The organism is Lysobacter sp. FW306-1B-D06B (assembly GCF_038446665.1).
Classification (GTDB): domain Bacteria; phylum Pseudomonadota; class Gammaproteobacteria; order Xanthomonadales; family Xanthomonadaceae; genus Lysobacter_J.
In genome coordinates this window covers 2,248,545-2,262,782 of the sequence record NZ_CP151802.1, presented here as the reverse complement: position 1 = coordinate 2,262,782, position 14,238 = coordinate 2,248,545, and the positions used below count along the sequence as shown (strand labels likewise).

12 protein-coding genes are annotated in these 14,238 nt (G+C 68.7%); 9 read left to right on the top strand and 3 right to left on the bottom strand.

Going from position 1 to position 14,238, the window contains the following annotated elements; genetic code table 11:
- Positions 1-280: 280 nt before the first annotated feature.
- The gene (gene rpsB / locus AAFF32_RS10465) at positions 281-1,093 is read left to right on the top strand and encodes a 30S ribosomal protein S2 (protein ID WP_216958770.1); all 813 of its coding nucleotides are present in this window, start codon (positions 281-283) and stop codon (positions 1,091-1,093) included.
- A 134-nt stretch (positions 1,094-1,227) separates the two neighbouring features.
- Positions 1,228-2,109 (top strand): translation elongation factor Ts, encoded by an 882-nt coding sequence (gene tsf, locus AAFF32_RS10460; RefSeq protein WP_216958773.1) that lies wholly within the window; start codon positions 1,228-1,230, stop codon positions 2,107-2,109.
- 489 nt (positions 2,110-2,598) lie between these two features.
- Here tsf and AAFF32_RS10455 read toward each other — a convergent pair whose 3' ends face one another.
- From AAFF32_RS10455 to AAFF32_RS10445, 3 genes are all read right to left on the bottom strand, one after another.
- On the bottom strand, positions 2,599-5,439 hold the full coding sequence (locus AAFF32_RS10455) for a TonB-dependent receptor (protein ID WP_216958776.1): 2,841 nt from the start codon (positions 5,437-5,439) through the stop codon (positions 2,599-2,601).
- Between the two features lie 66 nt (positions 5,440-5,505).
- The gene (locus AAFF32_RS10450) at positions 5,506-6,468 is read right to left on the bottom strand and encodes a FecR domain-containing protein (RefSeq protein WP_342315162.1); all 963 of its coding nucleotides are present in this window, start codon (positions 6,466-6,468) and stop codon (positions 5,506-5,508) included.
- Between the two features lie 8 nt (positions 6,469-6,476).
- A complete protein-coding gene (locus AAFF32_RS10445) occupies positions 6,477-7,046 on the bottom strand; it encodes a sigma-70 family RNA polymerase sigma factor (RefSeq protein ID WP_342315161.1) in 570 nt (189 codons plus the stop codon).
- A 510-nt stretch (positions 7,047-7,556) separates the two neighbouring features.
- Between AAFF32_RS10445 and pyrH the strand changes: the two genes are divergently transcribed.
- From pyrH to rseP, 7 genes are all read left to right on the top strand, one after another.
- Positions 7,557-8,282 (top strand): UMP kinase, encoded by a 726-nt coding sequence (gene pyrH, locus AAFF32_RS10440; RefSeq protein WP_342315160.1) that lies wholly within the window; start codon positions 7,557-7,559, stop codon positions 8,280-8,282.
- Positions 8,283-8,391: 109 nt separating this feature from the next.
- On the top strand, positions 8,392-9,339 hold the full coding sequence (locus tag AAFF32_RS10435) for a cation diffusion facilitator family transporter (RefSeq protein WP_342315159.1): 948 nt from the start codon (positions 8,392-8,394) through the stop codon (positions 9,337-9,339).
- Between the two features lie 121 nt (positions 9,340-9,460).
- Positions 9,461-10,018, top strand: coding sequence for a ribosome recycling factor (frr, locus tag AAFF32_RS10430; RefSeq protein WP_216958788.1), 558 nt, complete (start codon positions 9,461-9,463; stop codon positions 10,016-10,018).
- Between the two features lie 19 nt (positions 10,019-10,037).
- Positions 10,038-10,805, top strand: a complete 768-nt coding sequence (uppS, locus tag AAFF32_RS10425; RefSeq protein WP_216958791.1) for a polyprenyl diphosphate synthase — start codon at positions 10,038-10,040, stop codon at positions 10,803-10,805.
- On the top strand, positions 10,802-11,653 hold the full coding sequence (locus AAFF32_RS10420; protein ID WP_216958796.1) for a phosphatidate cytidylyltransferase: 852 nt from the start codon (positions 10,802-10,804) through the stop codon (positions 11,651-11,653). The genes uppS and AAFF32_RS10420 overlap by 4 nt, the downstream gene beginning before the upstream one ends.
- 19 nt (positions 11,654-11,672) lie before the next feature.
- Positions 11,673-12,839 carry a 1-deoxy-D-xylulose-5-phosphate reductoisomerase gene (locus tag AAFF32_RS10415; RefSeq protein ID WP_342315158.1) on the top strand — a complete coding sequence of 389 codons (1,167 nt, stop codon included), beginning with the start codon at positions 11,673-11,675 and terminating at the stop codon, positions 12,837-12,839.
- Positions 12,840-12,863: 24 nt separating this feature from the next.
- Positions 12,864-14,228, top strand: a complete 1,365-nt coding sequence (gene rseP, locus AAFF32_RS10410; protein ID WP_342315157.1) for an RIP metalloprotease RseP — start codon at positions 12,864-12,866, stop codon at positions 14,226-14,228.
- Positions 14,229-14,238: the final 10 nt, after the last annotated feature.

Here is a 14,238-nt window from a genome sequence, read left to right as displayed (position 1 = left end):
CGTAACACTGCGTTACGGCTACAATTCCGAGGCTCAGTGGCCGGCCCCGTGCCTACCCCTGCCGCCCACGCCAGGGCGAGAGCGATCCGGCCCAGCCGGTCGCAGGCGAATACACACCCGCAGCCACACGTCGTGCCGGGGTGCCGGAAACCCACCAGGGAAGCCGGTTCGGCCACGAACGCTGCGGGGAGGCCCAACCCCGGAACCCCTGCCCCGGCCCTCGCCGGTGCACCGCCACCCCTTTCCCGGCGGACGGTTCCACTGCCTTGGAGTTCAAGCAATGCCCCAGATCACCATGCGCCAGATGCTGGAAGCCGGCGTCCATTTCGGCCACCAGACCCGCTACTGGAACCCGAAGATGGGTCCGTACATCTTCGGCGCCCGCGGCAAGATCCACATCATCAACCTCGAGAAGACCGTTCCGCTGTTCAACGACGCGATGAACTTCCTCTCGGGCATCGCCCAGAAGCGCGGCATGATCCTGTTCCTCGGCACCAAGCGCTCGGCGCGTGAGTCGATCAAGGAAGAGGCCGAGCGTTGCGGCATGCCGTACATGAACCAGCGTTGGCTGGGCGGCACGCTGACCAACTTCCGCACCGTGAAGCAGTCGGTGCAGCGCCTGAAGGAGCTGGAAGCGGCCGAGACCGACGGTACGTTCCAGAAGCTGGTCAAGCACGAAGTGCTCGGCCTGCGTCGTGAGCGCGACAAGCTGGAAGCCTCGCTGGGCGGCATCAAGGACATGAACCGCCTGCCCGACGCGCTGTTCGTGATCGACATCGGCCACGAAGACATTGCGATCAAGGAAGCCAAGAAGCTCGGCATCCCGGTCGTCGCCGTCGTCGACACCAACTACGACCCGGCCCTGGTCGACTACGCCATCCCGGGCAACGACGACGCCATCCGCGCCGTGCAGCTGTACGCCCGCGCCGCCGCCGACGCCGTGCTGGAAGGCAAGGCCGCCGCTCCGTCGGCCGCCAGCGTTCGCGAGGAAGACTTCGCCGAAGCCGGCGAGACCGAGGAAGGCGACCGCAAGGCTCCGCGCCGCGCCCCGGCCAAGAAGGCTGCCGGCAAGAAGGCCGAAGCGGCCGAGTAAGACCCGCGTCATGCGGCCACGCGATCCTGCGTGGCGCTACGGCGTTTTCCGCGACGGACGGGCCTGCCCGCCGTCGCGATCCGGATTCTCAAGGCGGGCCCGAGCCCGTCCTACCCTATTTTTCGAGGTACCCCATGGCTGAAATCACCGCTTCCCTGGTCAAGGAACTGCGCGAGCGCACCGGCGCCGGCATGATGGAGTGCAAGAAGGCGCTCACCGAGAACAACGGCGACATCGACACCGCGGCCGAGTGGCTGCGCAAGTCGGGTCTGGCCAAGGCCGACAAGAAGGCCGATCGCGTGGCCGCCGAAGGCCGCATCGCCGTCGCCCAGGCCGGCGGCAAGGCCGTGCTGGTCGAGATCAACTCCGAGACCGACTTCGTCGCCAAGGACGAGAACTTCATCGCCTTCGCCAACGCCGTCGCCCAGGCCGCCCTGGCCTCCGGCGCCGCCGACGTCGAAACGCTGAAGGCCGCCAAGCTGGCCTCCGGCGAAACCGTCGAGGAAGCCCGCGCCGCCGCCATCGCCAAGCTCGGCGAGAACATCCTGATCCGCCGCATCGCGCGCACCGACACCGACAACAACGTCGCTGCCTACGTGCACGGCGGCAAGATCGGCGTGCTGGTCGAGGTCAAGGGCGGCGATGCCGACCTGGCGCGCGGCCTGGCGATGCACGTCGCCGCGATGAACCCGCCGCACATCAAGGCGTCGGACGTTCCGGCCGACTTCGTCGCGAAGGAAAAGGAAATCGAGCTGGCCAAGATGTCCGACAAGGACAAGGCCAAGCCGGCCGACATCCTGGAGAAGATCATCAGCGGCAAGATCGCCAAGATCGTCAACGAGGTCACGCTGTACGGCCAGCCGTACGTGCTGGACACCAACCAGACCGTCGAGCAGGTGGTGAAGGCCGCCGGTGCCGACGTCGTCGGCATGCAGCGCCTGGCCGTCGGCGAAGGCATCGAGAAGGTGGTGGAAGACTACGCCGCCGAAGTCATGAAGCAGGCCGGCCTGGCGTAAGCCGACCGCCTCTTCGGGGCAAAGAAAAAGGCCGCGAGCGATCGCGGCCTTTTTCCGTTTTGCGACACCGGGGGATGGCGCCGCTGGGGGAGGGTCTGGAGAAGCCGTCCAGGGCTTCTCCAGAAGGGATCGCAGCGGCAGGGTCCGCTTTGATCCGACCGGCAGGTCCCGTGGTTCCCGCCGGATACGCACCGTCCTGGTACGCATGCACCGTGGTCGCTTACGCGACCGCCCCGGAAAAGTGCGCCATCCCTGGCGCGGAGACGTCCATATCCGTCGTCCTGATCCGGTTACGAACTCCATAACGCGGGTGGGTGGCGCCCCCCCTACCTCGCTCGGTAAGTTTTTTTGACGACCGATGAGCCGCGCGGCGCGCGGAGAGGTCTGTGAGCGCTATCCCGGCGAACGCCGGGACGGGATCATCTGCCTATCAGGGCGAGCAACGCCGGACCGGCGTCCCGCCGGCGTGGCCGCAATCGAGCGCCCGCCTCAGAAGCTGTAGGCGGCGCTGATCAGGTAGAAGCGACCGCGCGGATCGTCGTAGGCGATGTCGTAACCGCCCTTCGCCGGATCGTAGTTGCGCGGCTCGCGGTCGGTCACGTTGTCGATGTTCAACGACAGGCGCCAGTTCGCGAAGCCGCCATACGCGACGTACACGTCCGCCGTCGTCGACGCCGGCGTGCGGCACTTGCCCGCTTCCGCGTTGAGCGTCGCGCACGGCCTGCCCGGCGCGGCGATTTCCACCGGCCCCAGCTGATGCACGTTGAGTGCGCTCGCCCAGTTGCCGCGTAGCCATTCGATGCCGGCCAGCACCGAGCGTTGCGGCGAGCCATGCCCGGCGTAGTCCAGCGCCGGCGCAGCGGGATCGAGCTGGCGCTCCAGCTTCGACAAGTAACTCGCCGCCAGCCGGAACGTGAAGCGGCCCGCGGCAGTGGTGTCGAGTCGGTACTCCGATTGCAGTTCCCAACCCTCCACTTCGGTGCGGCCGACGTTGGTGAAGTAGTCGTTGATCGCCACCAGCTGACCCTGCTCGTCGCGCTCCACCGACAACGGGAAGGACTCCGGATCGGCCACCGCGTCGGTGGTGACGATCTCGTTGCGGCGGCGGATGCGGAAGCGATCCAGGCTCAGGTCGAACGATTCGGTCGGCGCCCACACCAGTCCCAGCGTGTGACTGCGCGAGGTTTCCGGTTGCAGGTTCGGGTTCTCGATCGCACCGTGCTCGACGATGCAGTAGTCGACGCCTTCGAAGTTGGTCGGAATGGCGCAAGGCGCCAAGCCCGGCGTGGCCTCGACCGCCGCGAACGTGCCGCCGCCGACGCTGGGGCGGCGCAGCTCGAACAGCGACGGCGCGCGGTAACCCGTCGCCGACGTCGCGCGTACCGTGAGCGTCTCCAGCGGATTCCACTTCAACCCGAACATCGGCGAAGTTTCGCTGCCATAGCCCTCGCGATGATCGATGCGCCATGCCGCGTCGGCGTGCAACCAGGTGGCGATGGGCAGGCTCATTTCCGCGTAGAACGCCGAGCTGTAGCGATGGTCGTCCAGGCGGCTCTTCTGCGCGCCCAGCGCCACGTCACCGTCGAGCATGCGCGGGTCGGGCTCGTTGCGCAGCGCGTCGCGCGACCATTCCACGCCCAGGGCGGTCTGCGTCTGTCCGCCCGGCAGCGTGAACCACGGCCCGTTGATCGCGAAGGTGAACTGATCGAAGCGCGCGTCGCCCTCCACTTCCACGCGCGGCGAAAGTGCGGCCAGCACCTCGGGCGAGTTGTCGGGCGAGTTGAAACGGTAGCTGTAATCCATCAGCGCTTGCGACAACGCGCTGTTGCTGATCAGCCCGTCGATCTGGTTGTCGACGCGGTTGCGATGATGCGAGACGCCGCCGCGCCATTCCCATTCGCGCCACAGGCCCGACAGGCCCAGGTCGAGATCGACCGTGCGCGAGTCGCTGCGACTGCGCACCGGGCCGACGTCGAAGAAGGCGTAGTCCAGCTGCGTGGGCATGTCGGGAAACAGATCGTCCGGATGCCCCGGCGGCAGCGGAATCGAGCCGTGCAACGGTGCGGCCTGCAGGCGTTGCTGCACCTGACCCAGTCGCAGCGAGCCATCGAACTCCACCGTCCCGCCCAGCGGCTGTCGCAGGCGCGCGTACACCGCGCCGCTTTCCAGCTCCGGCTGCAACGTGAGATAGCGCGGCACGTCGAGGAAGCACTGGCCGTCGGCGTCGCGCACGTCATCCGGGCACAGCGGCTGCACGATCGCCATGTCGAAGAAGCTGAAATAGCCAAGCGGAATGCGTCGATCGGCCAGGCCGTAACGGCTCAGATCGGCGGTGCGCCATTGGCGATCGCTGCCCTGCAGCGCGTCGCGATGGAAGTAGTCGGCGGCGAGGAAGAAGTTGCCGCCACGCGCGGTCTCCTGCCCGTAGCTGAGCGACAACCGCCGCTGTTCGGCGTCGCCGTGCTCGGACAATCCGTAGCGCATCGCGATCTCGCCGCCGGTCTGCTGCTTCTTCAGGATGATGTTGATCACGCCGGCCATCGCGTCGGCGCCGTAGATGGCCGACGCACCGCCGCGCATGATCTCGATGCGATCGACCATGGTCAGCGGAATGCCGTTGAGGTCCGTCAGCCCGCCCAGGTCGGCCGAGGCCAGGCCGTAGTTCGCCACGCGGCGGCCGTCGATCAGGATCAGCGTCGCGCGCGGCCCCAACCCGTACAGGCTCGTCGTCGCCGCAGCGGCAAACGGCTGCTGCGACTGGAAGCCACCGTCGGTCGCCACGTCCACCGGGTGGTGGCTGATCATGCCGGGCTGGTAGCTCAGCAGTTCGAACAGCGTCTGGTAACCGCTGGCCTCGATCTGCGCGCGGCTGATGCGGGTCAGCGGCGCGGGCGTCACCACGTCGATGGAGGCACGCGGAATGTGGGTGCCGGTGACTTCGACCGTCGCCAGCTCCACCGGCTCGCGCGCGGGCTCAGGCGGGGGCGGCGGCGCGACGGCAGGCGCGGGCGCGCGTTCGATCAGGAAGGCGCCGGGCGTGACCTGCACCGCTCGCAGCCCGGTGTCGCGCAGCAGCACGGACAGCGCCTGCTCCGCGGAGAGGCTGGCCTGGAGGCCGGCGGAACGGCGCTGCCCGACCAGCTCGGGCGCGTACATCACCTGCACGCGACTCTGCGTGGCCAGCGACTGCAGCGCATGGTCGAGCGTTCCGGCCGGAATGGCGAAACGGGTGACCGACGAGGGCGATTGCAGGGCGGCGGCAGGCGTCGCGGCGCATGCCAAGGACAACGCACCGACAATGGCAAGGGTGAGGCGTAACTTCCTGGCCATTCGTACGGTTACGGCGACGGGAAACCCGCACCATACGAGAGCGCGCCGGGCCGGCGCAATGGATTTTTAACGATCGCTGGCGTGCAGGACGATCTCTTCGGCGCCCTTGCGCTCCGCGCGCAGCGACCAACCACGCTCGAGCACGGCCACCAGCGCGTCCTGATCGCCGGCGTGGAACACGCCACTCACCGTCAGCGCACCCAGCGCGGGATCGGCCAGGCGCACCTGCTGCTTCGAATAGCGGTTCATCTCCGCCAGCAGTTCGTCCAGGCGACGCTGCTTGAAGACCAGATCGCCCTGCGGCCAGGCGCGCGCGGCGACGACGTCCAGCGGCGCCTTCGTACCGATCCGCCCCTTCGTGTCGACGTCGACCTGCTCGCCCGGCGCCAGCGCCGTGGCCGTGCCGCCGCCGGCACTCACGTCCACGCGTCCTTCGAGCACGCCGACGTTGACCGCGTCGGCACGATGGCTGACCTGGAACGTGGTGCCGATGTCGCGCACGGTGCCCGCACCGGCCTTCACGAGGAAGGGCCGATCCGGATCGACGCCGACGACGAATTGCGCGCGGCCGCGTTCCAGTTCCACCAGGCGCTGCCGTCCATCGAAACGCGCGGTGAGTCGCGAGCCCGTGTCGAGCAGCACCACGGTGCCGTCGGCCAGGGTGACTTCGGATTGCTCGCCCATCGTGGTGGCGAACTGCTGCGGCTCCGCCTCGGCGAAGGGCTCCTGGCGCCACCAGATCGTGGTGACGGCCAGGACCAGGACCGCCGCGGCGGCGGCCGGTACCCAGCGTCGCCACCCCACACGTGCCGGGGCGCGACGCACGGCGCGCGTGGCGGCGCGCAGCATCTCGTCCGAGCGCAGCTGCGCGGAGAGCATCTGCAGGCGCTCCACTTCCAGCCAGGCTTCGACGTTTTCCGGCGCCTGCGCCAGCCAGTCCTCGAACGCAGCGCGATCGGCCGGCGTGCAGTCGGGCGCCAGCAGGCGCGCCATCCAGGATTCGGCTTCGCCGTCGGCGGGGTTGGACATCCGTGTGTTCATGAGCGTCCCTCGCGGTCGGCGCCCACCTGCTTCAGCCGGGAGCGAAGCAGCGACAGCGCCTTTCCGATGTGCTTCTCGACGGCTTTCACCGAGATCCCGCAGTGCTGCGCGATCTGGCTGTAGCTCATGCCGTCGATTCGGTTGAGCAGGTAAACCTGGCGGCAGCGCTCGGGCAACTGCAGGATCGCCGAACGCACCAGCGCCAGTTCCTGCTCGTGTTCGATGCGCTGGTCGTGGCTGGGCTCCAGAGAGGGCAGCCCGACGAAATCCTGGTCCAGGCTCACGTGTGCGAAGACCTGCCGGGTCGTATCGCGCCGCCCGCGATCGTGGATCACGTTGATGGCGATGCGGTACATCAGCGGCCGCAGCTGTTCGAACGGCTGGGCGCGGTAGCGCATCAGGCGGACCAGGGCTTCCTGAGCCACGTCCTGCGCATCGTCCTCGCCGATGCGGCGGCTGAGGTAGGCGACGAGCAACGCGCGGTGCTCGCGCACGAACCGGTCGAAGCCGTCGTCACCCTCGCCCATGGCGCCGGGCGCGTCCTCGTCGGGGGAGCGGTGGGGCATCATCGCGCTCACCGGCGAGCTCCTGCCGGCTGGCCCCAGGGGCGGCAAAACGAGGCCGAAGGTCGAAAAAGTCTCGAACGCATGATGGGGACCGACGGCTCCTGCAAGGTCGCGAAGATCGGCGCCGTCGGGTTCGTCCCGCTCATTCCCGCCGTCCGTACCCGACGCCGGGCGCCCGTCCTCGGGCAGCGCATGTCGCAACGATGAGTTGTAGCACGCAAGCGCCACCCATGCGGAGGCCTCGGCGGGCCCGAGGCCGGCCGACTCCATCGCGCTGGGGCTGTACGCACGTCCGTCCATGCCAGATCAACGCAGGGGGCCGCCCCTACCCCACCCGCGCCCGACGGCTCCGTTCAGGACTGCAACGCGGTTCTCACAGGGTCCGGCGCGGGAGCCGCGCTTCACCGGGTCTGGACGCCGCGCCGATCGGCAGCAGGCACCGCCGTGCGCGGTCGACCACGCGCGATCCCGTACAATCCCGCCGTTTGCCCCCCACATTCCGAGGTTCCCATGTCCCAGCTCGCCTATCGCCGTGTCCTGCTCAAACTGTCCGGCGAGGCGCTCATGGGGGATGAGGACTACGGCATCGACCCGAAGATGATTGGCCGCCTCGCCCGCGAGGTGATCGAGGCCCAGCAGGCCGGGGCCGAGGTGGCGCTGGTGATCGGCGGCGGCAACATCTTCCGCGGCGCCGGCCTGGCCGCCGGCGGCATGGACCGGGTGACCGGCGACCAGATGGGCATGCTCGCCACCGTCATCAACGCGCTGGCGATGCAGGACGCGCTGGAAAAGCTCGGCGCCAAGTGCCGGGTGATGAGCGCGATCAAGATCAACGACGTGTGCGAGGACTACATCCGCCGCCGCGCCGTCCGCCACATGGAAAAGGGTCGCATCGCGATCTTCGCCGCCGGCACCGGCAACCCGTTCTTCACCACCGATTCCGGCGCGGCACTGCGCGCGATCGAAGTCGGCGCCGACCTGCTGCTCAAGGCCACCAAGGTCGACGGTGTGTACGACAAGGATCCGAAGAAGCACCCGAACGCGGTCCGTTTCGACAAGCTGACCTACGACGAGGTGATCGCCCGCAACCTGCAGGTGATGGACACCGCCGCCTTCGCCCTGTGCCGCGACAGCGACCTGCCGCTGCGCATCTTCGACATGGGCCAGCCGGGCCAGCTGCTGCAGATCCTGCGCGGCGAGAACATCGGCACGCTGGTGCAGGGCCGCAACGGCTGATCGCGCGCGACGCGCGGCGCACGCTGCGACGCGCGTTCCTTTCGGCGACGCAATCCCGTTTGCCACGCCTGTAATAGAGTCCGCCCGCCCCCCGTGCCACCATCGCACCATGGGCCACGGACATCACCACGATCACACGACGTTCAACGCCACGCGCGCATTCGCGACGGTGACGTTGATCAACCTGCTCTACACGGCACTCGAGGCCGGTTACGGCTTCGCGACCAATTCGCTCGCGCTGCTGTCCGACGCGCTGCACAACCTGGGTGACGTGCTCGGCCTGGGCCTGGCGTGGGGCGCCGCGGTGCTGGCCCGGCGCGCGCCGACCGACCGCCACACCTACGGCTGGCGCCGCGCCACGTTGCTCTCGCCGCTGGCCAATGCCGTGCTGCTGGTCGGCTTCTCCGGCGCGCTGGCCTGGGAGGCCGTGCGCCGCTTCAACGCGCCGCCTGAAATTCCCGCGCTGCCGGTGATCGTCGTGGCCGCCATCGGCATCGTCGTGAACCTGGGCGCGGCCTGGCTGGTGCGCGATGGCCACGAACACGACCTCAACCGCCGCGGCGCGTTCCTGCACCTGGTCGCCGACGCGGCCGTCTCGCTGGCCGCCGTACTGGCGGGCGTGGGCATGTGGTGGCTGGGTTGGGAGTGGCTGGACCCGGCGATCGCGCTGCTGATCAGCATCGTCGTCGCGGTGGGCTCCTTCAGCCTGCTGCGCGATGCCTTCAATGCCGCCATGGACGCGGTGCCGCGCGGAATCCGGCAGAGCGACGTGCAGGACTTCCTCGCCGCCCAACCCGGCGTCAAGGCGGTGCATCACCTGCACATCTGGTCGCTCGGCGCGGGCGAGATCGCGATGACCGCCCACCTGGTGCGCCCGGACCAGGGCGACCACGATGCCTTCATCGATCGCCTGAACCACGAACTCGACGAGCGCTTTCGCATCAACCATCCGACCCTGCAGGTCGAACTCGGCCGCGCCTGCGAACACGACCGCCACGACCGCGCCCCGCACGGCGATCGCGCCCATCACGGGCACGACCACGATCACGCCCACTGAGGCCGCCGCGCCCCTGGATCCCGGATCCGCCCTCCCCGCCCCCTGATGGACGTTGCCCGGGCGGGGATGCGCGGCGTGCCTATATAATCCCGCGATTACCGCAACAGGACCGGAGCCGGCGATGCTCAACGACATCAAGAAAGACGCACAGACCCGTATGGCCAAGAGCGTCGAAGCGTTTCGCCACGATCTGATCAAGATCCGCACCGGCCGCGCCTCCACCGCGCTGGTCGACCACCTCAAGGTGAACTACTACGGTTCCGAGATGCCGCTGTCGCAGGTCGCCTCGGTCGCTATCTCCGACGCGCGCTCGCTGACGATCACCCCCTGGGAGAAGCAGATGGTCGCCGCCGTCGAGAAGGCGATCCTCGCCTCCGACCTGGGCCTGACCCCGAACACCGCCGGCACCGTGATCCGCCTCAACCTGCCCGCCCTGACCGAAGAGCGCCGCCGCGAACTGTCCAAGCTGGTGCACTCGGAGAGCGAGAACGCCAAGGTGGCGATCCGCAACATCCGCCGCGACGCCAACCACCAGGTCAAGGAACTGCTGAAGGAAAAGCAGATCACCGAAGACGACGTGGCGCGCTCGGAAGTCGACATCCAGAAGATCACCGACTCGGCGATCAAGGACGTCGACGAAGTGGTCAAGGCGAAGGAACAGGAACTCATGGCGGTCTGACGGGTCAGACCGTCCCGTCATGTCGTCGGAATCCACCATCGAAAGCGCACGCGTCCCGCGCCACCTTGCCGTCATCATGGACGGCAACGGCCGCTGGGCCGAGCGCCGCCGCCGCCCGCGCGTCATCGGCCACCGCGCCGGCGCGCGCGCGGTCAACGTATGCATCGACTTCTGCCTGGAACGAGGCATCGAAGCGCTGACCCTGTTCGCCTTCTCCAGCGAGAACTGGGGCCGTCCCGAAGACGAGGTCGGCGCGTTGATGAAGCTGTTCCTCGGCGCCCTGGAACGCGAGGTCGACGAGCTCGACCGCCGCGGCGTGCGCGTGCGCTTCATCGGCGAACGCGAGCGCTTCAACGAGGCGATCCGCGCGCAGATGGCCTCGGCGGAAGACCGCACCCGCGCCAACACCCGCCTGCACCTGACCATCGCCGCCAGCTACGGCGGGCGCTGGGACATCGCGCAGGCCGCGCGTTCGCTGGCGCAGGATGTCGCCGCCGGGCACCTGGATCCGGAAGACATCGACGAGCGCGCACTGGCTTCGCGCATGAGCCTGGCCGACCTGCCCGCACCGGACCTGTTCATCCGTACCGGCGGCGAGACCCGCATCAGCAATTTCCTGCTGTGGCAGCTGGCCTACACCGAACTGTGGTTCACCGACCTGTTGTGGCCCGAGTTGGATGCGGCGACACTTCAACGCGCCCTGGACGACTACTCTGGCCGCCAGCGCCGCTTCGGCCTTACCGGCGCCCAGGTCGCGCCGGCCCCGACCAACGAGACTCCCGAATGACCCGAACCCGCCTGCTCGCCGCACTGGTGATGGCGCCGGTCGCGATCGCCGCGATCCTGCTGCTGCCCACCCCATGGATGGTCGCGCTGGCGGCGGTGCTGTTCCTGGCTGGGCTATGGGAGTGGTTCGATCTGGCCGAGATCGAAGACACCCTCGCCCGCACCGTGCTGCTGGTCGCCAATCTGGCGGTGATGGTCGCCATCGTCTGGGCCTCACGTTCCAGCACCGGCTACAGCATGGTGCTGTTCCAGCTCGCGTCCGTGATCGGCGTGGTGTGGTGGCTGCTCGCACTGCTGTGGCTGGGCCGTTACAACTTCGCCAGCGACCACGACACCCACGCGCGCATCTTCAAGTTGGCCGCCGGTGCGCTGAGCATGATCCCCGCCTGGTGCGCGCTTGCATGGATCCACGCCGGCCAGCCCAACGGCCATCGCTGGCTGCTGACCGCGCTGGCGATCGTGTGGGCGGCCGACAGCGGTGCGTACTTCGCCGGTCGCAAGCTCGGCGGCAAGCTGTTCGGCGAACGCAAGCTGGCGCCGCGGATCAGCCCCAACAAGACGCTCGAAGGCCTGGCCGGTGGCGTGGTCGCCGGCGTCGTGATCGGCGTGGTGTTCGCCCTGATCGCAGGCGCGACGCCCAGCCAGTTGCCGGCCGTCGCGCTGGTGGCACTGGTCGCCGTGCTGTTCTCGGTGATCGGTGATCTGTTCGAAAGCCTGCTCAAGCGGCATGTCGGCGTGAAGGACTCGGGCAACCTGATCCCGGGCCACGGCGGCATCCTCGACCGCGTCGACGGCGTGCTGGCCGCGCTGCCGGTGTTCGCGCTGGGCAAGGCGGTCATGGGTTTCTGATGCGCGCGGGCCTCTGATCATGCGCAGCGTCGCCGTACTGGGTGCCACCGGATCGATCGGCACGTCCGCACTGGACGTGATCGCCCGTCATCCCGACCGCCTGCGCGCAAGCGTGCTCGCCGCCGGCAGCAATGCGAGCGCGCTGGTCGAACTGTGCCGTCGCCATCGTCCGGATCACGCCGTCATCGCCGATGAAGGCGCATTCGCCGCGCTGCGCGATGGCCTGCGCGAGGCGGGCCTGCCGACGCAACCGCACTGCGGCGACGAAACGTTGCAGCAACTGGTCGCCGGCGATGCGTGCGACACGGTGGTCGCGGCCATCGTCGGCGCCGCGGGATTGCCGTCCACGCTCGCCGCCGCGCGTGCGGGCAAGCGCCTGCTGCTGGCCAACAAGGAATCCCTGGTGCTCGCCGGCGAACTGCTGATGCAGGACGCGCAGGCGGGCGGCGCGACCATCGTGCCGATCGACAGCGAGCACAACGCCATCTTCCAGTGCCTGCCCGACGCGCATGCGCACGCCGGGCTCAAGCGCATCCTGCTGACCGCCTCGGGCGGGCCGTTCCGCGGCCGTCGTCGCGAGGAACTGACCGATGTCACGCCGGAACAGGCCGTGGCCCATCCGAAGTGGTCGATGGGGCCGAAGATCTCGGTCGATTCGGCCACGCTGATGAACAAGGGCCTGGAGGTCATCGAGGCCCACCATCTGTTCGGCGTGGACGGCGACCGCATCCAGGTCTTGGTGCACCCGCAGAGCCTGGTGCATTCGCTGGTGGAATTCGTCGACGGCTCCACCCTCGCCCAGCTCGGCCTGCCCGACATGCGCACCGCACTGGCGGTGGGTTTCGGCTGGCCCGAACGGATCGAGTCCGGCGTCGGCGGGCTGGACATGCTGGCGCACGGGCGGCTGGACTTCGAGCCGCCGGACCTGGCGGCCTTCCCCTGCCTGCGGCTGGCTTTCGAGGCCCTGGCGGCGGGCGGTACCGCCCCGGCCGTGCTGAACGCTGCGAACGAAGTGGCGGTTTCAGCCTTTCTTCAGCGCCGGATCGGTTTCCTAGCCATACCCGCGCTGGTCGAGGACACCCTCGTCGCGCTTCCCTCCACCCCGGCGACGTCGCTGGCGGCCCTGCGAGATGCCGATGCACAGGCACGACGCCACGCCGCCCAGTCCGTCGCCGCATGCGCATGACCTGCCACGAGAGCCCACAACATCATGAGTGAGTTCCTCGGCTCCATCTGGTGGTTGATCGTCGCCATCGGCGTGCTCGTCACGTTCCACGAGTTCGGCCACTACTGGGTCGCCCGCCGTTGCGGGGTCAAGGTGCTGCGCTTCTCGGTGGGCTTCGGCAAGCCGCTGTGGACGCGTCGCGGCAAGGACGGCACGGAGTATGTGGTCGCCGCGATCCCGCTCGGCGGCTACGTCAAGATGCTCGACGAACGCGAAGGCGACGTGCCTGCGCAACTGGTGGACCAGGCGTTCAACCGGCAATCGGTGTGGAAACGCATCGCGATCGTCGTGGCCGGCCCGGTCGCCAACCTGATCCTGTGCGTCGCCCTGTTCTGGGCGATGTTCGTCGTCGGTCGCGCCGACTACGCGCCGGTGGTGGGGCATGTCACCGGCATCGCCGCTTCGGCGGGTCTGCGCGCGGGCGACACGATGCTCGCCGTCGGCGACCGCGCGACGCCGACCTGGAGCGAGGCCGTCCTCGCGCTGATTCCCGCCGCACTCGACCACGCCGACACGCCCGTGCGCGTGCGCACCGCCGGTGGCGACGAGGTCACGCGCCAGCTGCGCCTGTCCGACCTGCCCGCGTCGTTCGATGAGCGCCGCGCGGTGGAGGTCATGGGCCTGACCCCGCGCTACATGCTGGTGCCGGCGTTGATCGGCCGCGTCGCGCCGGACACGCCGGCCTGGGGCGTGCTCGCCGAAGGCGACCGCATCACCGCCATCGACGGCCAGCCGGTCGCCTCATGGGACGACATCGGACCGCTGGTGCAGACCCTGGGCGCGCGCGGTGGCGCGACGATGATCGAGGTCGATCGCAAGGGCGACCGCCTCGCCCTGGAGATCGTGCCCAAGCGCATGAAGAGCGCCCAGACCGGCCAGGACTACTGGGGCCTGGGCGTGCAGATGGCGCGCCCGCCGGAACCGGCAAAGGATGCGGTGCTGCGCTACGACCCCATCGCGGCCGTCCCCGCCGCCGTGCGCGAAAGCGTCCACCAGGCGCACGAATTGTTCGCAATGATCGGCCGCGCCTTCACCGGCCGGGTCTCGGTACAGAACACCGTCGCCGGCCCCATCACCATCGCCCGCGCCGCCAACATGTCGGCCCAGAACGGCACCGCGTGGTTCTTGCAGATGCTGGCGATGCTGTCGCTCAGCCTGGGCATCCTGAACCTGCTTCCGATCCCAATCTTGGACGGCGGTCACCTGCTGTATTACCTTATCGAGCTGGTCAAAGGCACCCCGGTCAGCGAGCGGGCAATGGCCGCCGGACAGTACGTCGGCCTGGCGCTGATCGCCGGACTGATGGGTCTGGCGTTCTACAACGACATCATGAACAACCTGGTGCGCTGATGCCGGACAC